Origin of the sequence: Streptomyces sp. NBC_01275, assembly GCF_026340655.1 — a bacterium.
GTDB lineage: Bacteria > Actinomycetota > Actinomycetes > Streptomycetales > Streptomycetaceae > Streptomyces.
In genome coordinates this window covers 3,176,906-3,200,501 of the sequence record NZ_JAPEOZ010000001.1, presented here as the reverse complement: position 1 = coordinate 3,200,501, position 23,596 = coordinate 3,176,906, and the positions used below count along the sequence as shown (strand labels likewise).

Below are 23,596 nucleotides of genomic sequence, written 5' to 3'. Positions count from 1 at the left end.
GCCCCGGCTACCATGCCCCCGTACTCGATCACACCATCCCGAAGGAGTGACCCCATGGCAGGGGAGCCGCAGGACGACTGTCTGTTCTGCAAGATCGTCGGGGGGCAGATCCCGGCGACGATCGTGCGGGAGACGGAGACGACCCTCGCCTTCCGGGACATCAACCCCCAGGCGCCCACCCACGTCCTGGTGATCCCGAAGGCGCACTACCCGGACGCCGCCACCCTCGCCGCCGGTGCGCCGGAGCTCGCCGCCGACGTCCTGCGCGAGACGCGGGCGGTCGCCGACGAGGACAAGCTGGACAGCTACCGCGTCGTCTTCAACACGGGCGCGGGCGCCGGCCAGACCGTCTTCCACGCGCACGCGCATGTCGTCGGCGGCCGTGGTCTGCACTGGCCTCCCGGGTAACCCGCCGTGTCCGTCCGTGAACTGGTGGTCCTCGGCACCGCCAGCCAGGTCCCGACCCGGCATCGCAACCACAACGGCTACCTGCTGCGCTGGGACGGCGAGGGCATCCTCTTCGACCCCGGCGAGGGCACCCAGCGCCAGATGCTGCGCGCCGGGGTCGCCGCGCACGACCTGAACCGGATCTGCGTCACGCACTTCCACGGGGACCATTCGCTCGGTCTGGCCGGGGTCATCCAGCGCATCAACCTCGACCAGGTCCCGCACCCGGTCACCGCCCACTTCCCGCGCTCCGGCCAGCGCTTCTTCGACCGGCTGCGGTACTCGACGGCCTACCGCGAGACCGTCGGCGTCACCGAGGACCCGGTCGACGCGGACGGCCCCCTCGCGGTCGCCGCCGCGTACACCCTGGAAGCGCGCAAGCTCTCGCATCCCGTCGAGTCCTACGGCTACCGGGTCGTCGAGCCCGACGGCCGCCGCATGCTGCCCGAGCGGCTCGCCGCGCACGGCGTCAAGGGGCCGGACGTCGGCCGCATCCAGCGGGAGGGCGCGATCGGCGAGGTCACGCTCGACGACGTCAGCGAGGTGCGGCGCGGGCAGCGGTTCGCGTTCGTCATGGACACCCGGCTGTGCGACGGCGTGCACGCGCTCGCGGACGGCGCCGACCTGCTCGTCATCGAGTCGACCTTCCTCGACGAGGACGAGCGACTCGCCGTGGACCACGGGCATCTGACGGCCGGTCAGGCCGCACGGGCGGCCCGGGACGCCGGCGTACGGCATCTCGTCCTCACCCACTTCAGTCAGCGCTACTCCGAGCCGGAGGAGTTCGAACGGCAGGCGCGGGCCGCCGGGTTCGAGGGGGAGCTGACGGTCGCGCACGACCTCCAGCGGGTGCCGGTTCCGAAACGGCGGTAAAAGCCCCGTACCATGCTTTGATGCCCCTCCCCAAAGCTGAACTGCACCTGCACATCGAAGGCACCCTGGAGCCCGAGCTGGCCTTCGAGCTGGCCGCCCGCAACGGGGTCGAACTGCCCTACGCCGACACCGAAGAGCTCCGCAAGGCGTACGAGTTCGCTGACCTCCAGTCCTTCCTGAACCTGTACTACGAGCTGATGGCCGTGCTCCGGACCGAGCGTGACTTCGAGGACCTCGCCGACGCCTATCTCGCCCGCGCCGCCGCGCAGGGCGTGCGGCACGCGGAGATCTTCTTCGACCCGCAGGCCCACCTCGCCCGGGGCGTGGACATGGGCACGGTCGTCGAAGGCCTGTGGCGAGCGCTGGGGAGCAGCGAGGCCCGGCACGGCGTCTCGACGCGGCTGATCCTGTGCTTCCTGCGCGACGAGTCCGCCGAGTCGGCGCAGGAGACCCTTCAGGCGGCGCGGCCCTACCTGGACCGGATCACCGGCGTCGGGCTCGACTCGGCCGAGGTCGGGCATCCGCCGGCGAAGTTCCGCGAGGTGTACGAGACCGCCGCCGCCCTCGGGCTGCGCCGTGTGGCGCACGCCGGCGAGGAGGGGCCGCCGGAGTACATCGCCGAGGCCCTCGACGTCCTGGGCGTCGAGCGCGTCGACCACGGGCTGCGCTGCATGGAGGACCCGGCGCTGGTGGAGCGGCTGGTGCGGGAGCGGATCGCGCTGACCCTGTGCCCGCTGTCCAACGTACGGCTGCGGACCGTCGACGTCCTCGCCGAGCACCCGCTGCCCGCGATGCTCGACGCCGGGCTGCTGTGCACGGTCAACTCCGACGACCCCGCCTACTTCGGCGGGTACGCGGGCGACAACTTCGACGCGGTGCGGGAGGCGTTGGGGCTCGGTCCGGAGCGGCTGCGCGAACTCGCCCGCAACTCGTTCGTCGCCTCCTTCCTGGAGGACGACGAGGAGCGGCGGGCGCGGTATCTCGCCGAGGTGGACGCGTACGTGTTCTAGGCCGTCACGTGTTCTGGGCCGTCACGTGTTCTGGGCCGTCACGTGTTCTGGGCCGTCACGTGTTCTAGGCCGTCACGTGTTCTGGGCCGCCATGTGTTCCAGGCCGCCGTGTGTTCCGGGCTGCTGGGAACGTGGTCACTTCTGGTGGATGCGGTCCACCAGGATGTCGATGACGAGGGGCGTGCGCGGGCCGAAGCTCAGCCGCACGCCGTCCTCCAGGTCGACGACCCTGCGGTTCATGCCCGCGGGGGTCTGGGCGATGCCGGGGATCTGGAGGAGGCCGTCGAGGCCGCCGACCGACTCCAGCCTCTTGGTCATCATCAGGATGACGTCCGGCTGCGCCTGGGCGAGGGCCTCGCCGCGCACGGGGCCGCCTGGTCGCTCGGCACGGCCGAGGGCGAGGCGGTGCTGCGGCGGGTCGACACCGCCACCTCCGACGTCACCGCCACGGCGGAACTCGCCGCCGACATCCTTCGACAAGGGCGTCTACGTCGCCCTGTGCGTCGACAACGGCGACGGCGAACTGCCCACTCCGTGCGTCGGCGGCGTCGACATGACCGGAGCGTCGCACAGTTCGGCGTGGATCTCCTCCAACCCCCGGACTACGGCGAGGAGTTGGCGACCCCGTACGGCGACGGCGACACGTTCTCGGTCGAGTTGACCGTCGACGCCCAGGACGAGTACACGGACTGCTTCAAGGCGACGTGCGTCCTGGCCGCCCGCGCCGACCACACCCTCTCCGGCGACCGCTCCCAGGACGTGAAGGTCCCGGTCGGCTTCGTCGGCCAGGACCCGGTCGACACCGACGACGACTCCGACACCGACTCCGACACCGGCGGCACGGACGGCGGTTCGACCGACGGCGGCTCGACCTCGGCCTCGGGCACCACCGGTACGACGGGCACGACAGGCACGACGGGCACGACGGCCGCCGCGACCGTCTCCGGCGGCAGCCTCGCCTCCACCGGCGCCACGGTCGGCGCCGTGGCCGGCCTGGCGGCGCTGCTCACGGCGGCGGGCCGGTGCGTCCGCCGACGCGCACGGGCGGCGGGCCAGAGCTAGCGAGCCGGGCCGACCCCTAGCGGCCGGACCCCGGTGAGGCGCCCGCCCGCCGGGGTCCGGCCGTGTCGTAGGCGTCCCGGGCGGCCACGGCGGGGGCGTCGACCTCGAACGCGACGACTTCCACCGGACGTCCGCCCGCGAGCGGCGGACGTCCGCTCGTGCGCCGGGCCACGGCGGTCATCGGCACGGCGACGACGAGCAGCCCGGCGGCCAGGATCAGCCCCATCGCCGGGAAACCGGCCTGCGCCGACAGCACGCTCCCGGTCAGCGGTCCGGCCGCCGTCCCCAGCGAGGACGCCGACCCGACGAGCACCGCCCAGCGCCCGCGCGGGTCGAGCGAGGCGGCCAGCCCGAGCAGATACGACAGGACGACCGGGTAGAGCACGTTCCAGGCGATCTCACCGGCTGCGAACGACCCGAGCCCGGTGGCGGAGGCGCTGACCACGATGCACCCGGCGATCAGCACGGTCCCGCCGCCGATCGGCACGGCCCGCCCCAGCCGCGTCCCCAGCGCGCCCGCGCCCAGCACGCCGGTCAGCCCGGCCCCGAGCGCCACCGCGAAGACCACGCCGACGGCGGACTCGGTCAGGTGGGCCTGCGTCAGGCCGATGCGCCCGCTGACCCCCCAGAGGGAGTTCTGCACGAGGGACCAGCAGGGCATGGCGGCGGCCAGCACGAGCCCGGAGCGCAGATGAGGAAGCCGCTCCCGCTCCTCCCGCCGGCCGGCCACGGACGCCGTACGCGTACGACCGGGCAACCGCCCCGTCAGCGGCCATACGGCGAGGGAGGTGAGCGCTATAGCGGCCAGCGGCTGCCCGTGGCCCGCACCCAGGTGCGGCACCGTCAGATAGACGGCGCCGGCGAGCGCGGAGACCCCGAGCAGACCCAGGGCGGAGGCGCGGTGCGGGTCGGGCTGGGCGGCGATCCGGGTCGCGGCGACCGTGGTGGCCGTACCGGATCCGAAGCCGCCGAGGACCGCGCCCGCGACGACCGCCGGCACGTCACCGGCGAGGGCGGCGCCGCCGTATCCGAGCACGGCGAGCACGAGGCCGACGCGGGCCAGGGTCCGCGCGCCGATCCGCTGCACACGCGAGGCCAGCAGAAACCCGGCCGACGCCGAACTCAGCAGCAGCGCACTGCCGACGGCGCCCGCCTCGGTGGCGGACAGCGGAAGCCCCGAGTCCAGCCGGCCGACGACCGTCGGCAGCAGATAGGGGGCGAGATACCCGGCGGTGAAAAGGGCGACGACGGGCCAGGGCATGGTGGTGCGAGGGGCGAACACGGGCGTTCCAGGGCAGGCGAAAGGGGCGGCTCAAGAAGGGGTGGGGCGCCGACCGTCGACGGACAGGAACGCGCGGGCAATTTGTATCAAGCACGGGATGCGGGAAGAAGGGCGGGGGGTGTGATGTGGGCCATGTGGGGTTTGGGGTGGGGGAGACCGGGTAACAGCGGTCGCTAACGCCAGTCGGCGGCGCCGCCGGAACCCGGCGCCGCCGCCTCGATCTTCGCCCTGATCTCCCGCATCACCGCGACGATCCGCTCCTCGTGCTCCGGCGTCAGCCGGGCCACCGGCACCGAGCAGCTGACCGCGTCCTGGGCGGGGGTGTCGTAGCGCAGCGCGAAGCCGAAGCCGACGATGCCGAGGACGCCTTCCTCGCGGTCGATCGAGTAGCCGCGGGCGCGGATCTCCGCGAGGTCGGCGGCCAGCGCGCAGCGGCTCGTGTGCGTGTGGGGCGTCGCCGCCCCGTACGGCCCCTCGGGCAGCTCGGCGTCCGGCCGCTCGGCCAGCAGCGCCTTGCCGAGCGCGCCCAGATGCGCGGGCAGCCGCCGCCCGACCCGGCTGATGGTCCGCAGATACTCGTGCGACTCCCGCGTCGCCAGATACGCCACGTCCCGCCCGTCCAGCCGCGCCAGGTGGATCGTCTCGCCGAGCGCCTCGGACGCCTCGTCGAGATACGGCCGTACGACTCGTACGCGCGGGTCGGAGTCCAGATAGCTCGTGCCGGTGAGCAGGGCGTGGATGCCGATGCCGTAGAGGGAGCCGGTGACGTCGGTGCGCACCCAGCCCCGGCCGATCAGGGTCTGGAGCAGGGCGTACATCGAGCTGCGCGGCACGCCCAGCTCGTCGGCGAGTTCCTGGAGGCGTGCCGGACGGTCGCCGCGCGCGGCGAGCAGATCGAGCAGCTCGACCGTGCGGGCGGCGGACTTCACCTCGCGGACGCCACCAGTCTCTGACATGCACCGATCGTAGCCAGGGCGGCCCGCCCATTGACGGTCGACGTTCGCGTATCTAATCTCTGTCTTCATACGTAGATGATGTCTACATAGGGAGATGGTCCAAGGTGAGTGCCGGTACCGACACGGAGACCGTGGTGCGCAGGCTGCGGGACGGGATGGCGGGCGGCGTGCTGTCCTTCCCGCTCACCTCCTTCCACGACGACGGCTCCCTCGACCCCGACGGCTTCCGCGCCCATGTCGCGGACCGGATCGCCGCCGGCCCCGGCGCCCTCTTCCCCGCCTGCGGCACCGGCGAGTTCTTCTCGCTCGACGAGGACGAGTACCGGCAGGTCGTGACCATCGCCGTCGAGGAGGCCGCCGGACGCCTGCCCGTCGTCGCCGGCATCGGCTACGGCTGGGCACAGGCCGTCCGCTTCGCGGCGATCGCCGAAGAGGCCGGCGCCGACGCCCTCCTCGTCCTCCCGCACTACCTCGTCGCCGCCCCGCAGGACGGTCTCGTCGCCCAGCTGGAGCAGATCGCCGCCCGCACCCGGCTCCCCCTCATCGCCTACCAGCGCGGCCAGGTCGCCTTCACCACAGCCTCGTTGAGGCGCATCGCGGCCATCCCCACCGTCATCGGCCTCAAGGACGGCCACAGCGACCTCGACCGCCTGCAGCGCCTCACCCTCGCCGCCCCCGACGGCTTCCTCCTCTTCAACGGCGCCGCCACCGCCGAGATCCAGGCCCGCGCCTACGCCACCGTCGGCGTCCCCGCCTACTCCTCCGCCGTCCACGCCTTCGCCCCGGAGATCGCGAACGCCTTCTTCGCGGCCCTGCAAGGCGGCGAAGACGGCGACGACAAGGCGGTGGACCGGCTGCTGCGCGACTTCTACGTCCCACTCGTCGAACTGCGCGACCGGGCCCCCGGATACGCCGTGTCCCTGGTCAAGGCCGCCGCCCGGCTGCGCGGCCGCCCCGTGGGCCCCGTCCGCGCCCCGCTCACCGACCCCACGCCCGCCGACCTGGCCGACCTCAAGACCGTCCTCACCGCCGGACTCGACCTCGTAGGAGCCGCCCTGTGAACCTCACCGTCACGGACGTACGCCTGACGCCGATCCTGGTCGCCGACCCGCCCCTGCTCAACACCCAGGGGGTGCACCAGCCCTACACCCCCCGGCTGATCGTCGAGGTGGTCACCGCCGACGGGATCACGGGAGTCGGCGAGACGTACGGCGACACCAAGTACCTGGAACTCGCCCGGCCGTTCGCCGACCGGCTGATCGGCCGTCAGGTCAGCGACCTGAACGGCCTGTTCACCATCGCGGACCAGGTCGCCGTGGACTCCTCCCGGGTCTCCGGGCAGGTCGACGTCGGCGGACTGCGCGGCGTCCAGACCGCCGACAAGCTCCGTCTGTCCGTCGTCTCCGGCTTCGAGGTCGCCTGTCTCGACGCCCTCGGCAAGGCGCTCGGCCTGCCCGTGCACACGCTGCTCGGCGGCAAGGTGCGGGACGCGGTGGAGTACAGCGCGTACCTGTTCTACAAGTGGGCCGACCACCCCGAGGGCGTCCCGGCCGAGAAGGACGACTGGGGCGCCGCCGTCGATCCGGCCGGAGTCGTCGAGCAGGCACGGAAGTTCAAGGAGCGGTACGGCTTCACCTCCTTCAAGCTCAAGGGAGGCGTCTTCCCGCCGGAGGAGGAGATCGCCGCCGTACGCGCCCTCGCCGAGGCCTTCCCCGGCCACCCCCTGCGCCTGGACCCCAACGGCGCCTGGTCCGTGGAGACCTCGCTGAACGTGGCGAAGGAACTCGGCGACGTCCTGGAGTACCTGGAGGACCCGGCGCTCGGCACCCCGGCGATGGCCGAGGTGTCGGCGGGCACGTCCGTGCCCCTCGCCACCAACATGTGCGTGACGACCTTCGCCGAGATCGAGGAGGCGTTCACCAAGGACGCCGTCCAGGTCGTCCTCTCCGACCACCACTACTGGGGCGGCCTGCGCAACACGCAGCAACTCGCCGCCGTCTGCCGCACGTTCGGCGTCGGGGTGTCCATGCACTCCAACACCCACCTGGGGATCTCGCTGGCCGCGATGACGCACGTCGCCTCGACCGTCCCCGACCTCCACCACGCCTGCGACTCCCACTACCCCTGGCAGTCGGAGGACGTCCTCACCCACCGCCTGACCTTCGACGACGGCAGGCTCACCGTGTCCGACGAGCCCGGTCTGGGCGTCGCACTCGACCGGGAGAAGCTTGCGTTCCTGCACCAGCGGTGGCTCGACGACGACGGTTCGCTGAAGGACCGCGACGACGAGGCCGCGATGCGCGTCGCCGACCCCGAGTGGGTCACCCCGGCCGTACCCCGCTGGTAGTCGCCGCGCGGGCGTGGAGGGGGTCGTTTGCGGCCGCCGCCGCGTACCGCGTACGAGGAGGACTTCCCGAGGTCGTGGTGTACCCGGCGTGACGAGCGGTGCGTTGTCGGTGGCGTGGTGCAGACTTGGGTGATCCGCACCACGTCAGGGAGCGCACGTGACGCCGTCCACACGAGAGGACCCCCGCGACCGTCCCCAGGTCGACCCCCTGGCCGCCCTGCGCACACCGCAGGACCCGCCCTGGGACGTGTACCTCACGGGACCCGTCTTCCTCGACATCATCTTCACCGGGCTCGACTCCGCCCCGGTGCGCGGGACGGAGTCCTGGGCGCGCGGGATGGGGTCGAGCCCCGGCGGCGTCGCCAACATGGCCACCGCCCTCGCCCGCCTCGGCCTGCGCACCTCCCTCGCCGCCGCCTTCGGCGACGACCACTACGGCGAGTACTGCTGGGACGCCCTCCAACAGGGCGAGGGCATCGACCTCGGCCCCTCCCGCACGGTCCCCGGCTGGCACTCCTCGGTCACCGTGTCCATGGCCTACGAGGGCGAGCGCACGATGGTCTCCCACGGCCACGAACCGCCCCCCGAGGCCGCGCCGGTCCACGAGGGCGCACCCGACTGCCCGCCCCCCGCGCGCGCGGCCGTCGCCTCCCTCACTCCCGGCAAACGCGACCCGTGGATCGAGCAGGCCGCGAGCCGGGGCACCCGCATCTTCGCCGACGTCGGCTGGGACGACACCGGCGCGTGGGACCTGGCCGCCCTCCCCGACCTGAAGCACTGCGAGGCCTTCCTGCCGAACGCGGAGGAGGCCATGCGCTACACCCGCGCCACCTGCCCCCGGGCCGCCGCCCACGCCCTCACCGAGTACGTTCCGCTCGCCGTGGTCACCCTCGGCGCGGAGGGCGCGTACGCGGTGGACCGCAGAACGGGCGAGACCGCCGAGGTCCCCGCCATCGCCGTCGAGGCCCTCGACCCCACCGGCGCCGGGGACGTCTTCGTGGCCGGCTTCGTCACCGGCACCCTGGCCGGCTGGCCGCTCGCCGACCGCCTCGCCTTCGCGGGACTCACGGCCGCCCTCTCGGTCCAGGAGTTCGGCGGCTCGCTCTCCGCCCCCGGCTGGTCCGAGATCGCCGCCTGGTGGCGCCGGGTGCAGTCGGTCGAGGGCCAGGACCCCGAGGCCCTGCGCCGGTACGCGTTCCTGGAGGGCCTGCTCCCGACCGAGGCGGAAGCCACCCCGTGGCCGCTGCGCCGGGCGGTACCGACGATCGGCTTCGGCCGCTCGGCGTAGCAGGCACCGGCGGCAGGGACGGACAGCGGGGACGGACAGCGGGAACGGACACCAGGGACCGGCACCAGGGACCGGCACCAGGGACGGCGCCGTCCCCCTTGAGACCACCCTGCCGCCCCCCGGAGACCACCCTTGGGGCAGGAGAGAAAAGCCCTACGGCGTTGTCAGTCCCCTGGCGTAGGCTTGAACTCGCCAGGCCGCCCTCGTGGCAGCGAGACGCATCCGGGAGGACGTAGAGGCCTTCGGGCCGGCCTATGACTCAGACACCGACAGCTCACACGCCCGCGCAGGGCGAGGCGAGAGCACAGTTCACCGTTCCCGCCCAGCACCCCATGGTGGCGTTGCTGGGGTCCGGAGACTCCCTGCTGCGCGTGATCGAGACGGCCTTCCCGGCGGCCGACATCCATGTCCGGGGCAATGAGATCAGCGCGGTCGGCGACCCTCGAGAAGTCGCCCTCATCCAGCGCCTGTTCGACGAGATGATGCTGGTGCTCCGCACCGGGCAGCCGATGACGGAGGACGCAGTGGAACGCTCGATCGCCATGCTGCGCGCGAGTGAGAACGGGACGAGTGACGGCCAGGAGACCCCGGCCGAGGTACTGACACAGAACATCCTGTCCTCGCGCGGCCGCACCATCCGCCCCAAGACCCTCAACCAGAAGCGGTACGTCGACGCGATCGACAAGCACACGATCGTCTTCGGCATCGGCCCCGCGGGCACCGGCAAGACCTACCTGGCCATGGCCAAGGCGGTCCAGGCCCTCCAGTCCAAGCAGGTCAACCGCATCATCCTGACCCGCCCCGCGGTCGAGGCGGGCGAACGCCTCGGCTTCCTCCCGGGCACCCTCTACGAGAAGATCGACCCCTACCTGCGCCCGCTCTACGACGCCCTGCACGACATGCTCGACCCGGAGTCGATCCCGAAGCTGATGGCCGCGGGGACGATCGAGGTGGCGCCGCTGGCGTATATGAGGGGAAGGACGCTCAATGACGCCTTCATCATCCTGGACGAGGCGCAGAACACCAGCCCCGAGCAGATGAAGATGTTCCTCACCCGGCTCGGCTTCGAGTCGAAGATCGTGATCACGGGTGATGTGACGCAGGTCGACCTGCCGAACGGGACGAAGTCGGGGCTGCGGCAGGTTCAGGACATCCTCGAGGGGCTGGACGACGTGCACTTCTCCCGCCTGTCGTCCCAGGACGTCGTACGGCACAAGCTGGTCGGCCGTATCGTCGACGCGTACGAGAAGTACGACAGCGAGAACGGTACGGAGAACGGCACCCACAAGGGCGCCGGCAACAAGCGGAAGTAGACCAGCAGCACCATGTCGATCGACGTCAACAACGAGTCCGGAACCGAGGTCGACGAGCAGGCGATCCTCGACATCGCCCGCTATGCGCTCGCGCGGATGCGCATCCACCCGCTCTCCGAGCTCTCGGTGATCGTCGTGGACGCCGACGCCATGGAGCAGCTGCACATCCAGTGGATGGACCTGCCCGGCCCGACCGATGTCATGTCCTTCCCCATGGACGAGCTGCGCCCGCCGTCGAAGGACGACGACGAGCCCCCGCAGGGCCTCCTCGGCGACATCGTGCTGTGTCCCGAGGTGGCCGAGCGGCAGGGCAAGGAAGCGGAGACGCAGCACTCCATGGACGAGGAGCTCCAGCTCCTCACCGTCCATGGAGTGCTGCACCTGCTGGGGTACGACCACGAGGAGCCCGACGAGAAGGCCGAGATGTTCGGCCTTCAGCAGGCCATCGTGGACGGCTGGCGGGAGGAGAAGGGCATGACCGGCCCGTCCCCCGCGCCGACCGTCTCATGAGCGCCGGCCTCGTCGCCGGCGCGGTCGCCCTGGTCGTCGTCGCCTGGCTCGCCGCCTGCGCGGAGGCGGGCCTCGCGCGCGTCTCCAGCTTCCGCGCCGAGGAGGCCGTACGGTCCGGTCGGCGTGGCAGCGCCAAGCTCGCGCAGATCGCCGCCGACCCCACCCGCTACCTCAACGTGGCGCTGCTGGTGCGCGTCGCCTGCGAGATGGCGGCCGCCGCGCTGGTCACCTACGCCTGTCTGCAGGAGATCCACGGCACGGCCCCCGCGCTGCTCGCCGCGATCGGCGTGATGGTCCTGGTGTCGTACGTCGCCGTCGGGGTCTCCCCGCGCACCATCGGCCGTCAGCACCCGCTGAACACGGCGACGGCGGCCGCGTACGTGCTGCTGCCGTTGGCCAGGATCATGGGTCCGATCCCGTCCCTGCTGATCCTCATCGGCAACGCGCTCACGCCCGGCAAGGGCTTCCGCCGCGGCCCCTTCGCCTCGGAGGCGGAGCTGCGGGCGCTGGTCGACCTCGCCGAGAAGGAGTCGCTGATCGAGGACGACGAGCGCCGTATGGTGCACTCCGTCTTCGAGCTGGGCGACACCCTCGTTCGGGAGGTCATGGTCCCGCGGACCGACCTCGTCGTCATCGAGCGGTACAAGACGATCCGTCAGGCCCTCACCCTCGCCCTGCGGTCGGGGTTCTCGCGCATACCCGTGACCGGGGAGAACGAGGACGACATCGTGGGGATCGTGTATCTGAAGGACCTGGTCCGCAAGACGCACATCAGCCGGGACGCCGAGGGCGAGCTGGTGTCGACGGCGATGCGGCCCGCCGCCTTCGTCCCCGACACCAAGAACGCCGGCGACCTGCTGCGCGAGATGCAGCAGGAGCGCAACCACGTAGCCGTCGTCATCGACGAGTACGGCGGCACGGCCGGCATCGTCACCATCGAGGACATCCTCGAGGAGATCGTCGGCGAGATCACCGACGAGTACGACCGGGAGCTCCCGCCCGTGGAGGACCTCGGCGACGACCGCCACCGGGTGACCGCCCGCCTCGACATCACCGACCTGGGTGAGCTGTACGGCCTGGAGGAGTACGACGACGAGGACGTGGAGACCGTCGGCGGGCTGTTGGCGAAGGCTCTGGGACGGGTGCCCATCGCGGGCGCGTCGTCGCAGGTCGAGCTGCCGGACGGGCGGACGCTGCGGCTGACGGCGGAGGCCGCGGCCGGCCGCCGGAACAAGATCGTGACGGTGCTGGTGGAGCCGGTGGGCCCGGCGGACCCGCTTCAGGAGGAGAAACCGGAGTGACCCCTCAGGAGCTGCGCGCCCTGTGTCTGTCCTTCAACGCGGCCGTGGAGGACTTCCCCTTCCGGCCGGAGATCTCGGTCTTCAAGGTGCTGGGCAAGATGTTCGCGCTGAGCTGGACGGACGAGCTGCCCCTGAAGGTCAATCTCAAGTGCGACCCGGACGACGCGGTGCGGCTGCGCGGCGAGCACTCCGGGCTGATCGCCCCCGGCTATCACATGAACAAGCGGCACTGGAACACGGTGACGGTCGACGGCGAGCTCCCGGACCGGCTGGTCCGGGAGCTGGTGGAGGACTCGTACGACCTGGTGGTCGCCGGCCTACCGCGCGCCGAGCGCCTCCGTCTCGACCGACCCTGAAGCCTCGAAGGCCCCTGAAGCCTCGATCGACCCTGACGCGGTACGGCCGGTCCGCAGCCCCAGGCCGACCAGCACCGCCGCCGCCAGCACGATCGCCGAGTCCAGGGCGAGGACCGTGTGGACGCCGGCCAGCAGGTCGTCCGAGGTCGTCGCGAGCACGCCGAGCAGCGGGATGCCGACGGTGAGGCCGACCTGCTGGGTCGAGGTGACCAGGCCGGTGGCCAGCCCCTGGTCCCCGTCCGGGACACCGGAGGTGACCGTCAGGCCGTAGGAGATGATCGCGCCCAGGTGGCACATGCTCGCCAGGGACACGGCGGCGGTCGCGAGCCATACGGACCAGGTGTGGGCGTTCAGGCCCAGCAGGGCGGCGATCAGCGCGCCCTGTCCGACGAGGGAGCCGACCAGGGTGCGGCGGGCGCCGAAGCGGCCGATGACCTTCGGGGCATAGCCGCCCGCGACCGCTGACATGACGCCCTGGACGCCGAAGACCAGGCCCGTCTGGAAGGCCGACAGGTCCAGGACCTCCTGGAGGTACAGGGTCAGGGCGAAGACGACCGTCGACATCATCGAGAAGGTGACCAGTCCGCCCACGTTCCCCCAGGCCACCGTGCGGCGGCGCAGCATGGGCAGGGAGACGAGGGGCGCGGCGGCGCGGGACTCGACGACCGCGAAGGCCGTGAGCAGCAGGACGCCGGCGACCAGGGTCGCGATGACGTCGGCGTGGGCGAAGCCGTGGTCGGCGGCCGTCGACAGGGCGTAGATCAGGGACAGCAGACCGCCGGTGACGGTTACCGCGCCGGGGACGTCCAGGCGGGGGCGGTGCGGGACGGGGGCGCCTCCCGTGTCCTTGAGGCTATGGGGGAGGGATGCGGGGAGGAGTCGCGGGGCGAGGGGCAGCACGGTCAGGGCGAACACGGCGAGCAGGGCCATCGTGGAGCGCCAGCCGAGGACGTCGGTCAGGACGCCGCCGGCCACCATGCCGACCGTGAAGCCGAGGGAGAGCAGGGTGCCCGAGATGCCGAGCGCGCGGTCGCGGGCCGGGCCCTCCGGGAAGGTCGTGGTCAGCAGGGACATCCCCGTCGGGACGATCGCCGCCGCGCCGAGGCCCTGCAGGGCGCGGCCGGCGAGGAAGGACGCCGGGTCCCAGGCGAGGGTGGCGAGCAGCGAGGCCGCGCCGAACAGGGCGAGGCCGGTCAGGAACAGCCGGCGGCGGCCGTAGAGGTCGCCGACGCGGCCGAAGAGCAGCAGGAACCCGCCGGAGGGCAGCGCGAAGGCGGTGACCGCCCACTGCAGCGCCGACTGGCTCATGCCGAGGTCGGCGCCGAGGACGGGGAGCGCCACGTTCAGGACGGAGAAGTCGAGCGCGACCATGAACTGGGCGGCGCACAGGACGAAGAGGACGAGTTTGTCGCGGGTCGACAGCCGGGAGGTGTCGGGCGTTGCTCGTACGGGGGGAGGGGGCGTGGAGGTGGAGGAGGTGGTGTCGATCGCCATGGGAGGAGCTTGCGGCGGTCGGAATAAGCGTGGGGAGTCGGAACTTATGGTGGTGGTGGCGCCACCAGACACGCGAGGGGGAGCGTTTCGTGTCCGAGGATGCACTGAAGAGTCGTCGGCTGCGCGAGCTGCGGGAGTTCCTGATGAGCCGGCGGGCCCGGGTCTCCCCGGCCGAGGCGGGTCTGCCGGACGGCGGGGCGCGGCGGCGGACGCCGGGGCTTCGTCGCGAGGAGGTCGCGGTGCTGGCCGGGGTGGGCGCGTCCTGGTACCAGTGGCTGGAGCAGGGGCGGGACATCTCCGTCTCTCCGCAGGTCCTCGACTCCGTCGCCCGGGTGCTGCGGCTGAGCAACGCCGAGCGGCGCCATCTCTACGTCCTCGCCGGGCTGAACCCGCCCGCGCCCGAGCCGACGCCGGACCACGGCTGCGAGGGGTTGCGGCGGCTGATCGACGCGTGGCTGCCGTTTCCGGCCCACATCATGGACATGTACTACAACTGCGTGATGTACAACGACGCGGCGGGCTGGGTGCTCGGCATGCGGCCGGACATCACGCAGAACTGCGTCGTCGACTTCTTCACCGACCCGCTGTACCGGTCCCGGTCCACCAGTTGGGAGCGCAATGCGCGGACGGTCGTCGCCCAGTTCCGGGCCGCGTCCTCGGCCCGGCCCGACGACGAGGGGTTCCAGGCGTTGCTGGCCGAACTGACGGATACCAGCCATGAGTTCGCGGCCCTGTGGGCCGAGCGGGACATCCAGGACGCCGGGCAGATCCGCAAGGAGCTGGATCATCCGCTGGTCGGGCTGCTGTGCGTGGAGTCCACGGCGATGAGGGTGCCGGCCCGGCCCGATCTGACGGTCGTGCTGCACACGCCGTTGGACGAGGCGAACACGGCGGCGAAGCTGGAGTGGCTGGCGTCGCCGGAGGGCCGGCGGGGCGCGATGTACCCCGTCGCGGGGTGAGCGGCCGCGTTCTTCGTCTGCCGGTGTTTCGTATGCTCAGGGCATGACCGACAGCAACGCGCTTGACCCCGAGGACCGCAAGATCGTCACCCTGGCCCGCTCGGCGCGGGCTCGCAACGGCGTGCCCGAGGGGGCTGCCGTACGGGACGAGATGGGACGTACGTATGTCGCCGGGACGGTCGATCTGCCGTCGCTGAAGCTGAGCGCGTTGCAGACGGCGGTGGCGATGGCGGTGGCGTCGGGGGCGACGTCGCTGGAGGCGGCGGCCGTGGTGACGGTCGCCGAGGCCGCGGCGGAGGTGGACCGGGCCGCGGTCGCCGATCTGGGCGGGGCGGGGACCCCGGTGCTGGTGGCGTCGCCGGACGGCACGGTACGGCTGACGGTCTCGGCGGGCTGACGCCCGGATCGGAGCCAGGTCGGAGCCGGGTCGGAGCCGGGTCCGAGAAGCAGTTCCGAGGTAGGCCGGATTTCAGCCTTGCCGTTCTCTCATCCCTGACGCATCAATGGAACCGTAAGTTCCGACGGACCGTCAGATTCGGCCCGGGCCCGGTGCCCGCACCCACCTGCCCGGGCGGCCGTCCGTCGGCACCTCCCCCTCATCCACCCCCCACATGGATTCCCGTACTCGGGAAGGGAGCGGAACCCTCATGAGAGGCAAGCGAATCGGATCAGGTGCGGCATTGCTGGCCGGGGCCCTCGCGGTCACCGGACTGGCGTTCGCGCCCTCAGCCCTCGCCGTCACCCCGACGACGGCGACCGTCACCGCCAGCTGCGGTCTGTTCGGCGGCGGTGCGGCCACCCTCACGGCCACCCAGACCGGCACTTCGGCCACCATCCAACTCACCTCCAGTGCGATCGTCGCGCCGATCCCGATCAGCGCGAATGCCATCAGCTCCACGCTCACGATGGCGAATTCGACCGGCGCCGCCCGCGTCTTCACCGGCTCCGCGAATCCCGCCATGGCCACCGGCGCCCCGATCGACGTCGGTCTGCTCACCGGGACCGTGGCCTCCGGTGACAGCCTGGACTTCTACAAGGGCTCCCTGAAGATGGTCGTCTTCGGGGTCACCGTCACCTGTACGTCGTCCGCGGCACAGGCGCCCGGACCGTTCGTGTTCAGCTGATAGCTGTCGGGAACAGTGCCAACGGGCCGTCAGCTTTCGTACGGGACAGGAAGCTGACGGTCCATCAGTTCATCGCCTCGCGTCCATTGACTTCTCGTGCGATCCGCACGTCAATGCCCCCTGTCGGCGCAGAAGAGCCGCTGCGCCCGCATCTCCCTCAGGAGGGGGCAATCATGGGTTCGACACCCCGAAGATCCCGAAGGCGGCGCTGGGCGTCGTTGCTCGGGGCGACCGCGCTCGCGGTCACCGCGGGCGGAGCGCTGGCGTGTCCGGCCGGCGCCGCGACCAACGTGGACTTCCCCACGCACTGCATCCCGCCGGCGATCGCGGGCCTCCCGCCGATCGACGGCACCACCACCGCCAAGATCACGGCGGACAACACCAGTCCCAAGGTCGGCGACACCGTCACCGTGACGTACACGGTGGTCACGCCCGCCGCCAACAACCCCACCGACCTGGCCCTGCCGGCCGACATCATGACGCCGACGGGCAAGGTCACGCTCGGCGGCGCGCAGACCGGCAGCGTCACCGTCGCGGGCCCGAAGAAGAACGACCCGGTGCCCGGCAAGGGCGTCTTCCCGTCGTTCTCCATGACCGGCACCTTCACGGTCACCTCGCCCGGCGCGATCACCCTCTCGCCCGGCGACTACAACATCCACACCAGCTACATCCTCGAGCTGGACACCCCCTGCACGGTGACCAACCCGCCCGCCCCGGTGTCGGAGACGGTCACCGCCGCCGACAACCCGCCGGCCAACACCCGCGCCATCAGCCTGGGTTCGGCCTCCGGCAGTCCGGGCGCGAGCGTCGCGGTCAGCGGCACCGGCTTCACGCCGGGCGCCTCGGTCACCCTGGCCGGACGGTCCGGGGACACCCAGACCGCGGACACGGCGACCGTGACCGCGGACACACAGGGCGGCATCAGCGGCTCGCTCGCCGTCAACGACCTCACCACGACCGGCGTGGTGGCGTACGAGGGCGGCGCGTGGAGCTCGGACAAGGGCGCCGGACCGGCCGCGTACGTCGTCATCGACGACCAGCCCGTACCGCCGGGCAGTCAGAGGCTGACGACGACCGTGAAGGCCGGCAGTCTGTCGATGTCCCAGCCCGCGGACGCCGTCCAGTTGTCGGACGTCGACTTCGGGCAGGGCGGGGCGTCGACCGGCGACCTGCAGACGGTGACCGTCAAGGACTTCCGCGGCGGACCCGCGGGCTGGTCCCTGACCGGCAAGGTCACCGACTTCACCGGTGCCGGCGCGAAGATCGACGCCGGCAAGCTGAGCTGGACGCCCGCGTGCACCACCAAGGCGGGCAGCCCGAGCACCTGTCAGGCCGGCTCGGCGGGCACGGTCGGCACGTCGGGGGCGACCCTGGCGTCCACGCCCGACGGCACGGTCACCGGCGGTGAGTTCACCGCGAACGCCCGACTCTCCCTCGACGTACCGACGTTCACGCCTCCGGGCACCTACGTGGGCGTCCTGACCCTGACCCTCAGCTGATCCACGACCACTACCGCAACCACGTCAACCGGTGGCCGGGCACCCGTCGCAGCGGGTCCGCACCGCCCGTCCACCGTGGGGGGTCCGCACCCATGCGCAAGGTCCTTTCCGTCCTGCTGTGTCTCCTGTGTTCCCTGCCGTGTCTCCTGATCGCCGCCCCCGCCCGGGCCGCCGACAACGGCAGCTGGTCCGTCTACCCCGTCTCCTCGGCCGTCGCCGCACGGCCGTACTTCTACGTCTCGGCCGATCCCGGCCAGACGATCGAGGACAAGGTCGTCGTCGCCAACAAGACGGACAAGCCCCTGACCTTCCGGCTCTACGCGGCCGATGCCTACAACACCGCCCGCGACGGCGGGTTCGCCGTGAGGTCGCTCGACGAGCGGATGCGGGGCGTGGGGGCGTGGGCGAAGCCCGCGAAGGACCGGATCACCGTGCCCGGCCACAAGAAGGTCACCGTGCCGTTCACCGTGGAGGTGCCCGAGGGCGCGGAGCCCGGCGATCATCCGGGCGCGATCGTGGCGCTCGACGAGCGGGTCGAGAAGGGAGGCGGCGGGGTCGCGCTCGGCGTGCAGCGGGCCGTCGCCGCCCGCGTCTACCTCCAGGTCAGCGGACCCACCCTGCCCGCGCTCGCCGTCGAGGACGTCCACATCGCCCACCACCAGCCCCTCGTCCCCGGCCTCGGCGACAGCACGGCGACGATCTCCTACACGTTGCACAACACCGGGAACGTCACCCTCGATCCCAAGGTGGAGCTGACGGCCCGCGGCCTCTTCGGGCGTACGCTGCTCAGCCGCGACCTGACCAAGATCCCCGCCGAGCTGCTGCCCGGCCAGCGGGTGCGCCTCACCGAGCCCTGGCGGGGCGCGCCCCAACTCGACTGGACGGACGTGAAACTGACGGTGAGCGCCGAAGACACGAAGGAGTCGGCGGCCGCGTCGTTCGTAGCGGTGCCGTGGCTGGTGGTGGCGGTGCTGACGGTGGCGCTCGGCGCAGGGGCGTGGCTGCTGCTCAGGCTCCGGCGGACGCGCCCCAAAGGGGCGCGAGGCGCTGACGTTCTGCGGCTCCGCCGCCGGGCGCGATCAGCCACGACGGCCCCGCAGGCAAAGGTCGGCCAATCCGCCGGAGGCTAAAGCGCGTCGGGGCCGCGCTCGCCCGTCCGCACCCGTACGACCGTCTCGACCGGCAGGGCCCACACCTTCCCGTCGCCGATCTTCCCCGTCCGTGCGGCCTTGACGATCGCGTCGATCGCGGCGTCGCAGTCGGCGTCGTCGACGACGACCTCGATACGGACCTTGGGCACGAGGTCGACCTGGTACTCGGCGCCCCGGTACACCTCGGTGTGGCCGCGCTGCCGGCCGTAGCCGCTGGCCTCGGTCACGGTCAGGCCGTGCACGCCGATCTCCTGCAGGGCCGTCTTGACCTCGTCGAGGCGGTAGGGCTTGACGATCGCGGTGATGAGCTTCATGCCTGGGGCTTGACCTTCTGCGCGGAGTGCGGGACGGAGTGGGCGACCGGGGCGCCGTGGCCCAGGACGCCGTGATCGTATGCGGTCTCGGCGTGCACCGTAAGGTCCAGGCCGGTGTGCTCGTGGTCCTCGTCCGCCCGCAGGCCGATCGTGCGGTCGAGCAGCTTGCCGATGCCGTAGGTGACGGCGAAGGCGTACGCGCCGACGACGACCACGGCGACGAGCTGCTTGCCGAGCTGGGCGAGTCCGCCGCCGTAGAGAAGGCCTTCCGGGCCGCCGGTCATGGTGTCGACGGCGAAGACGCCGATGAGGAGGGTGCCGATGACGCCGCCGACCAGGTGGACGCCGACGACGTCCAGGGAGTCGTCGTAGTTCAGCTTGAACTTCCAGCTCACGGCGTACGAGCAGACGACGCCGGCGGCGAGGCCGACGACCAGGGCGCCGAGGAGGGAGACCGAGCCGCAGGACGGCGTGATCGCGACCAGGCCCGCGACGGCGCCGGAGGCCGCGCCCAGGGTGGTCGGGTGGCCGTCGCGCCGCTGCTCGACGAAGAGCCAGCCCAGCAGGCCGGTGCAGCCGGCGGCGAGGGTGTTGAGGAAGGCGGCGGCAGCCAGACCGTTCGCGCCCAGCGCCGAGCCCGCGTTGAAGCCGAACCAGCCGAACCAGAGCAGCCCCGCGCCCAGCATCACCATGGGCAGGTTGTGCGGCCGCATCGCGTCCTTCTTGAACCCCAGACGCGGGCCGAGGACCAGGCAGAGGGCCAGACCGGAGGCGCCGGAGGTGATCTCCACCGGCAGTCCGCCGGCGAAGTCGAGCGCCCCGAGGCCGTTCAGGATCCAGCCGCCGGGGCCCCAGACCCAGTGGGCGACGGGAACGTATACGAGCAGCGCCCAGACGGGGACGAAGACCAGCCACGCCCCGAACTTCGCCCGGTCGGCGATCGCGCCGCTGATCAGCGCGGCCGTGATGATCGCGAAGGTGAGCTGGAAGGTGGCGAAGAGAAGGGTGGGCACGGTCCCCTGGACGCTGTCCGGGCCGAGGCCCGCCATGCCGGCGTGCTCCAGCCCGCCGATCAGCCCGCCCCCGACGTCCTCGCCGAAGGCGAGGGAGTAGCCGGCCGTCAGCCACACCACCGTGACCAGGGCGATCGACACAAAGCTCATCATGAGCATGTTGAGGACGCTCTTCGTGCGGACCATGCCGCCGTAGAACAGGGCCAGGCCCGGGGTCATCAACAGGACGAGGGCGGTGGCGGCGAGCAGCCAGGCGGTGTCGCCGGTGTCCGCGGGGGCGGCGGCCAGGATCACGGGAGTCTCCAACGATGCGGGGGCTCGTCAGAGGGTCACCGGTCCTGGTTTCCGGTCGCGTACGGGTGTGTTTCCGTGACGTTTCGTTGCGTGCGGGTTTCCGGAAGCTCACGGTGAGGGGCGGTGCCGCTCGTGTGTGCGGCGGGGCTTCGTGGATCAGGGAGAATGGGGGCATGAGCGTTCGTACCGAGTCTTCCGAGCAGCCGGCCGAGGCCGTCCACCGCGCCGGCTTCGCCTGCTTCGTGGGCCGCCCCAACGCGGGCAAGTCCACCCTCACGAACGCTCTGGTGGGGAAGAAGGTGGCGATCACCTCCAACCGTCCGCAGACCACGCGGCACACGGTACGGGGCATCGTGCACCGCCCGGAGGCGCAGCTGATCCTGGTCGACACACCGGGCCTGCACAAGCCGCGCACCCTGCTGGGCGAACGTCTGAACGACGTCGTACGCGCCACCTGGGCCGAGGTCGACGTCATCGGCTTCTGCCTGCCGGCGAACGAGAAGCTGGGCCCCGGCGACCGCTTCATCGCCAAGGAGCTGGCCGGGATCAAGCGGACCCCGAAGGTCGCGGTCATCACCAAGACCGACCTCGTGGACTCCAAGACCCTCGCCGAGCAGCTCATCGCCGTCGACCAGCTCGGCAAGGAGCTGGGCTTCGAGTGGGCGGAGATCGTGCCGGTCTCGGCGGTCGCCGGCGAGCAGGTCGAGCTGCTCGCCGACCTGCTGATCCCGATGCTCCCCGAGAGCCCGCCCCTCTACCCCGAGGGCGACCTGACGGACGAGCCCGAACAGGTGATGGTCGCCGAGCTGATCCGCGAGGCCGCGCTGGAGGGCGTGCGCGACGAGCTCCCGCACTCCATCGCCGTCGTCGTCGAGGAGATGCTCCCGCGCGAGGACCGCCCGGCGGAGAAGCCGCTGCTGGACATCCACGCCAACATCTACATCGAGCGCCCCAGCCAGAAGGGCATCATCATCGGCCCCAAGGGCAAGCGCCTGAAGGACGTCGGCATCAAGTCCCGCAAACAGATCGAGGCCCTCCTGGGCACACCGGTCTTCCTGGACCTGCATGTGAAGGTCGCGAAGGACTGGCAGCGGGATCCCAAGCAGCTGCGGAAATTGGGGTTCTAGAACCTGGGGCTCTAAGGGGTCGCTTCCTGTGGGGACAGGTCCTGGAGGCCGATCACCCGCAGCAGTTGCAGGCGTTCGTACGCCTCCGTGCCCGGGCGGGCCGTGTGGACGACCAGGAGCTGGTGGTGCTCGTGGCTGAGCATGACCTCGCAGTCCAGGTCCAGGAGGCCCACCAGGGGGTGCCGGAAGCGTTTCGTCGCGCGGTGGCGCTGGGACACCTCGTGGTCGTCCCACAGGCGCGCGAACTCCTCGCTCCCCGCACGGAGTTCGGCGACCAGCGCGGCCGGTTCCGGGTCGTCGGGGCGGGCGGCGGCCACCGCGCGCAGACTGGCCACATGGGCGCGGGCGTGGTCCGGCCGGTCCTCCTCCGGGAACAGGGTGCGCGCGGTCGGGTCCAGGAAGTAGCGGCGGACCAGGTTGCGTTCGCGGCGGGGGCGGGACATCACGTCGTAGGTCAGCGCCCTGGCCATCGCGTTCTGCGCCAGGACCTCGCCGCAGTCGGTCACCACCTGCGCCGGGGTGTCGTGCAGCCGGTCCAGGATCAGCATCAGGCCGGGCGGGACATGCGCCGACGCGGTCTCCCGGCGCGGGGGCTCCTCGCCCGTCAGGTGGAACAGATGGTCGCGTTCGTCGTCGGTGAGGCGCAGGGCGCGGGCCAGCGCCGTCAGCATCTGGCGTGACGGACGCGGGCCCCGGCACTGCTCGAGGCGCGTGTAGTAGTCGACCGACATGCCCACCAGCTGCGCCACCTCCTCGCGGCGCAGGCCGGGCGTGCGGCGGCGGGCCCCCGGCGTCAGGCCCACGTCCGACGGGGTCAGACGGGCCCGGCCACGGCGCAGGAAGTCGGCTAGTTCGGCTCGGTTCACCCCTCCAGGCTGCGGCAACCCGCCCGCCGTATCCAGTGCCCATCCAGGGACTGCCGATCCCCCGATCGACAGGTCTCTCCCGGTTCCCCCGGCTCCGTCCGAGGGTGGTGGCACCAGACCAGAGGAGCGGACGACGATGTTGACATTGGTGACGGGTACGACGGGACAGGTAGGCCGGCGTTTCGTGCCGAGGCTGCTGGCGCAGGCCGGGCCGGGGGAGAGGGTGCGGGTCCTGGTGCGGGACGCGGCGCGTGCGGAGCGGTTCGCGGAGCTGGGCGCCGAGGTCGTGGTCGGGGATCTGCGGGACGCGGAGGCGCTCGGCAAGGCGGTGGCCGGGGTGGACGCGGTCGTGAACGTCGCGGCGTCCTTCCGCGGGGTGCCCGACGAGGAGGCGTGGGCGATCAACCGGGACGCGGCGGTGGACCTCGGCCGCGCCGCGCTGGCCGCCGGCGTGCAGCGGTTCGTGCAGGTCAGCACGGGGCTGGTGTACGGCGTCGGACGCGGTCGCCCGCTGACCGAGGACGACGAGATCCGGCCGGGCGGAGAGATGTGGGGCGCCTATCCCGAGTCCAAGGCGGCGGCCGAGCGGGAGCTGCTCGCGCTGGAGGGCGTCGAGGTGCGGATCGGCCGACTGCCCTTCGTGTACGGCGACGGCGACCCGCATCTCGCCCAGTCCCTGAGGTGGGCCGCGCACTGGGCGGCGGCCCAGCGGCTGCAGATGGCCCACCACGCCGACGTCGCCCAGGGGCTGCTGCGCCTGCTGTACGCGCCGGCGGTGAGCGGACCCCTCTACAACATCGCCGACGACGCCCCCGTCACGGCGGTCGAGCTGCACCAGCTCAACGGTGTCGAGGCGCCCGCCGACCTGTACGCCCGGACCGACCCCGACCCGTGGTTCGGGATCATGTCCACGCAGCGGATCCGCCGGGACCTCGGCTTCCGCCCCCATTTCCCGACCGTCTGGGCCGCCCGCGACGCAGGCGCCCTCTGACCGTCAGTCCACTCTCCTC

The 23,596-nt window shown here is 71.8% G+C and carries 24 protein-coding genes and 1 pseudogene; 18 read left to right on the top strand and 7 right to left on the bottom strand.

Annotation, left to right across the window (positions count from 1 at the left end; all coding sequences use genetic code 11):
* Positions 1–54: 54 nt before the first annotated feature.
* Genes OG562_RS14030 through OG562_RS14020 form a run of 3 tightly spaced genes read left to right on the top strand, consistent with a single transcriptional unit; the run spans position 55 to position 2,330 of the window.
* Entirely contained in the window at positions 55–408 is a 354-nt protein-coding gene (locus OG562_RS14030; protein WP_266397244.1) for a histidine triad nucleotide-binding protein, read from the top strand.
* 6 nt (positions 409–414) lie between these two features.
* A complete protein-coding gene (locus OG562_RS14025; protein WP_266397243.1) occupies positions 415–1,320 on the top strand; it encodes a ribonuclease Z in 906 nt (301 codons plus the stop codon).
* A 20-nt stretch (positions 1,321–1,340) separates the two neighbouring features.
* Positions 1,341–2,330: an adenosine deaminase gene (locus OG562_RS14020; RefSeq protein WP_266397241.1), complete on the top strand. Its 990-nt coding sequence runs from the start codon at positions 1,341–1,343 to the stop codon at positions 2,328–2,330.
* Between the two features lie 135 nt (positions 2,331–2,465).
* Here OG562_RS14020 and OG562_RS14015 read toward each other — a convergent pair.
* Positions 2,466–2,687, bottom strand: a pseudogene (locus OG562_RS14015) (ABC transporter substrate-binding protein); the annotation flags it as partial.
* Positions 2,688–2,909: 222 nt separating this feature from the next.
* Between OG562_RS14015 and OG562_RS14010 the strand changes: the two are divergent.
* Positions 2,910–3,392 carry a hypothetical protein gene (locus OG562_RS14010; protein ID WP_266397240.1) on the top strand — a complete coding sequence of 161 codons (483 nt, stop codon included), beginning with the start codon at positions 2,910–2,912 and terminating at the stop codon, positions 3,390–3,392.
* A 16-nt stretch (positions 3,393–3,408) separates the two neighbouring features.
* On the opposite strand, the gene OG562_RS14005 is transcribed toward OG562_RS14010, so the two are convergent.
* Positions 3,409–4,674, bottom strand: coding sequence for an MFS transporter (locus tag OG562_RS14005; protein WP_266397239.1), 1,266 nt, complete (start codon positions 4,672–4,674; stop codon positions 3,409–3,411).
* A gap of 173 nt (positions 4,675–4,847) precedes the next feature.
* Entirely contained in the window at positions 4,848–5,630 is a 783-nt protein-coding gene (locus OG562_RS14000; RefSeq protein WP_266397238.1) for an IclR family transcriptional regulator, read from the bottom strand.
* 155 nt (positions 5,631–5,785) lie between these two features.
* Here OG562_RS14000 and OG562_RS13995 point away from each other — a divergent pair, with 155 nt between their 5' ends.
* From OG562_RS13995 to OG562_RS13965, 7 genes are all read left to right on the top strand, one after another.
* The gene (locus tag OG562_RS13995) at positions 5,786–6,691 is read left to right on the top strand and encodes a 5-dehydro-4-deoxyglucarate dehydratase (RefSeq protein WP_266409257.1); all 906 of its coding nucleotides are present in this window, start codon (positions 5,786–5,788) and stop codon (positions 6,689–6,691) included.
* The gene (locus OG562_RS13990; RefSeq protein WP_266397237.1) at positions 6,688–7,977 is read left to right on the top strand and encodes a glucarate dehydratase family protein; all 1,290 of its coding nucleotides are present in this window, start codon (positions 6,688–6,690) and stop codon (positions 7,975–7,977) included. The genes OG562_RS13995 and OG562_RS13990 overlap by 4 nt, the downstream gene beginning before the upstream one ends.
* A 157-nt stretch (positions 7,978–8,134) precedes the next feature.
* Positions 8,135–9,265: a carbohydrate kinase family protein gene (locus OG562_RS13985; RefSeq protein ID WP_266397236.1), complete on the top strand. Its 1,131-nt coding sequence runs from the start codon at positions 8,135–8,137 to the stop codon at positions 9,263–9,265.
* Between the two features lie 254 nt (positions 9,266–9,519).
* Entirely contained in the window at positions 9,520–10,578 is a 1,059-nt protein-coding gene (locus OG562_RS13980; RefSeq protein WP_266397235.1) for a PhoH family protein, read from the top strand.
* Positions 10,579–10,590: 12 nt separating this feature from the next.
* Positions 10,591–11,088, top strand: coding sequence for an rRNA maturation RNase YbeY (gene ybeY / locus OG562_RS13975; RefSeq protein WP_266397233.1), 498 nt, complete (start codon positions 10,591–10,593; stop codon positions 11,086–11,088).
* Positions 11,085–12,389 carry a hemolysin family protein gene (locus OG562_RS13970; RefSeq protein WP_266397231.1) on the top strand — a complete coding sequence of 435 codons (1,305 nt, stop codon included), beginning with the start codon at positions 11,085–11,087 and terminating at the stop codon, positions 12,387–12,389. The genes ybeY and OG562_RS13970 overlap by 4 nt, the downstream gene beginning before the upstream one ends.
* On the top strand, positions 12,386–12,745 hold the full coding sequence (locus tag OG562_RS13965; protein WP_266397229.1) for an MmcQ/YjbR family DNA-binding protein: 360 nt from the start codon (positions 12,386–12,388) through the stop codon (positions 12,743–12,745). The genes OG562_RS13970 and OG562_RS13965 overlap by 4 nt, the downstream gene beginning before the upstream one ends.
* On the opposite strand, the gene OG562_RS13960 is transcribed toward OG562_RS13965, so the two are convergent.
* Positions 12,707–14,239 carry an MFS transporter gene (locus OG562_RS13960; protein ID WP_266397227.1) on the bottom strand — a complete coding sequence of 511 codons (1,533 nt, stop codon included), beginning with the start codon at positions 14,237–14,239 and terminating at the stop codon, positions 12,707–12,709. The two genes, OG562_RS13965 and OG562_RS13960, sit on opposite strands and share 39 nt — an antisense overlap.
* A 143-nt stretch (positions 14,240–14,382) precedes the next feature.
* On the opposite strand from OG562_RS13960, the gene OG562_RS13955 reads away from it, so the two are divergent.
* From OG562_RS13955 to OG562_RS13935, 5 genes are all read left to right on the top strand, one after another.
* On the top strand, positions 14,383–15,198 hold the full coding sequence (locus OG562_RS13955) for a helix-turn-helix transcriptional regulator (RefSeq protein WP_266409256.1): 816 nt from the start codon (positions 14,383–14,385) through the stop codon (positions 15,196–15,198).
* Positions 15,199–15,241: 43 nt separating this feature from the next.
* Positions 15,242–15,595, top strand: a complete 354-nt coding sequence (locus OG562_RS13950) for a cytidine deaminase (protein ID WP_266397225.1) — start codon at positions 15,242–15,244, stop codon at positions 15,593–15,595.
* Between the two features lie 250 nt (positions 15,596–15,845).
* Positions 15,846–16,322 carry a hypothetical protein gene (locus tag OG562_RS13945; RefSeq protein WP_266397224.1) on the top strand — a complete coding sequence of 159 codons (477 nt, stop codon included), beginning with the start codon at positions 15,846–15,848 and terminating at the stop codon, positions 16,320–16,322.
* Between the two features lie 173 nt (positions 16,323–16,495).
* On the top strand, positions 16,496–17,821 hold the full coding sequence (locus OG562_RS13940) for a beta-xylosidase (protein ID WP_266397223.1): 1,326 nt from the start codon (positions 16,496–16,498) through the stop codon (positions 17,819–17,821).
* 92 nt (positions 17,822–17,913) lie between these two features.
* A complete protein-coding gene (locus OG562_RS13935; protein ID WP_266397221.1) occupies positions 17,914–18,951 on the top strand; it encodes a DUF916 domain-containing protein in 1,038 nt (345 codons plus the stop codon).
* Here OG562_RS13935 and OG562_RS13930 read toward each other — a convergent pair.
* Both OG562_RS13930 and OG562_RS13925 read right to left on the bottom strand, forming a co-directional pair.
* Complete coding sequence (locus OG562_RS13930) at positions 18,948–19,286, bottom strand: P-II family nitrogen regulator (protein WP_266397219.1); 339 nt, start codon at positions 19,284–19,286, stop codon at positions 18,948–18,950. The two genes, OG562_RS13935 and OG562_RS13930, sit on opposite strands and share 4 nt — an antisense overlap.
* On the bottom strand, positions 19,283–20,593 hold the full coding sequence (locus OG562_RS13925) for an ammonium transporter (RefSeq protein WP_323187510.1): 1,311 nt from the start codon (positions 20,591–20,593) through the stop codon (positions 19,283–19,285). Before OG562_RS13925 ends, OG562_RS13930 begins: the two co-directional genes overlap by 4 nt.
* Positions 20,594–20,766: 173 nt before the next feature.
* On the opposite strand from OG562_RS13925, the gene era reads away from it, so the two are divergent.
* On the top strand, positions 20,767–21,720 hold the full coding sequence (era, locus tag OG562_RS13920; RefSeq protein WP_266397217.1) for a GTPase Era: 954 nt from the start codon (positions 20,767–20,769) through the stop codon (positions 21,718–21,720).
* A gap of 11 nt (positions 21,721–21,731) precedes the next feature.
* Here the strand turns inward: era and OG562_RS13915 are convergent, their stop codons facing one another.
* Positions 21,732–22,586 (bottom strand): helix-turn-helix transcriptional regulator, encoded by an 855-nt coding sequence (locus tag OG562_RS13915; protein WP_266397216.1) that lies wholly within the window; start codon positions 22,584–22,586, stop codon positions 21,732–21,734.
* 136 nt (positions 22,587–22,722) lie between these two features.
* On the opposite strand from OG562_RS13915, the gene OG562_RS13910 reads away from it, so the two are divergent.
* Positions 22,723–23,577, top strand: a complete 855-nt coding sequence (locus OG562_RS13910) for an NAD(P)-dependent oxidoreductase (protein WP_266397214.1) — start codon at positions 22,723–22,725, stop codon at positions 23,575–23,577.
* Positions 23,578–23,596 lie beyond the last annotated feature (19 nt).

Excerpts from the sequence above, each read along its gene's own strand:
- era (WP_266397217.1), top strand. The coding sequence starts at position 20,767 with ATGAGCGTTCGTACCGAGTCTTCCGAGCAGCCGGCCGAGGCCGTCCAC.
- OG562_RS14000 (WP_266397238.1), bottom strand. The coding sequence starts at position 5,630 with ATGTCAGAGACTGGTGGCGTCCGCGAGGTGAAGTCCGCCGCCCGCACG.
- OG562_RS13980 (WP_266397235.1), top strand. The coding sequence starts at position 9,520 with ATGACTCAGACACCGACAGCTCACACGCCCGCGCAGGGCGAGGCGAGA.
- OG562_RS13935 (WP_266397221.1), top strand. The coding sequence starts at position 17,914 with ATGCGCAAGGTCCTTTCCGTCCTGCTGTGTCTCCTGTGTTCCCTGCCG.
- OG562_RS13945 (WP_266397224.1), top strand. The coding sequence starts at position 15,846 with ATGAGAGGCAAGCGAATCGGATCAGGTGCGGCATTGCTGGCCGGGGCC.
- OG562_RS14030 (WP_266397244.1), top strand. The coding sequence starts at position 55 with ATGGCAGGGGAGCCGCAGGACGACTGTCTGTTCTGCAAGATCGTCGGG.
- OG562_RS13910 (WP_266397214.1), top strand. The coding sequence starts at position 22,723 with ATGTTGACATTGGTGACGGGTACGACGGGACAGGTAGGCCGGCGTTTC.
- OG562_RS13995 (WP_266409257.1), top strand. The coding sequence starts at position 5,786 with ATGGCGGGCGGCGTGCTGTCCTTCCCGCTCACCTCCTTCCACGACGAC.
- OG562_RS13970 (WP_266397231.1), top strand. The coding sequence starts at position 11,085 with ATGAGCGCCGGCCTCGTCGCCGGCGCGGTCGCCCTGGTCGTCGTCGCC.
- OG562_RS14020 (WP_266397241.1), top strand. The coding sequence starts at position 1,341 with ATGCCCCTCCCCAAAGCTGAACTGCACCTGCACATCGAAGGCACCCTG.
- ybeY (WP_266397233.1), top strand. The coding sequence starts at position 10,591 with ATGTCGATCGACGTCAACAACGAGTCCGGAACCGAGGTCGACGAGCAG.
- OG562_RS13930 (WP_266397219.1), bottom strand. The coding sequence starts at position 19,286 with ATGAAGCTCATCACCGCGATCGTCAAGCCCTACCGCCTCGACGAGGTC.
- OG562_RS13950 (WP_266397225.1), top strand. The coding sequence starts at position 15,242 with ATGACCGACAGCAACGCGCTTGACCCCGAGGACCGCAAGATCGTCACC.
- OG562_RS13955 (WP_266409256.1), top strand. The coding sequence starts at position 14,383 with ATGAGCCGGCGGGCCCGGGTCTCCCCGGCCGAGGCGGGTCTGCCGGAC.
- OG562_RS13940 (WP_266397223.1), top strand. The coding sequence starts at position 16,496 with ATGGGTTCGACACCCCGAAGATCCCGAAGGCGGCGCTGGGCGTCGTTG.
- OG562_RS13960 (WP_266397227.1), bottom strand. The coding sequence starts at position 14,239 with ATGGCGATCGACACCACCTCCTCCACCTCCACGCCCCCTCCCCCCGTA.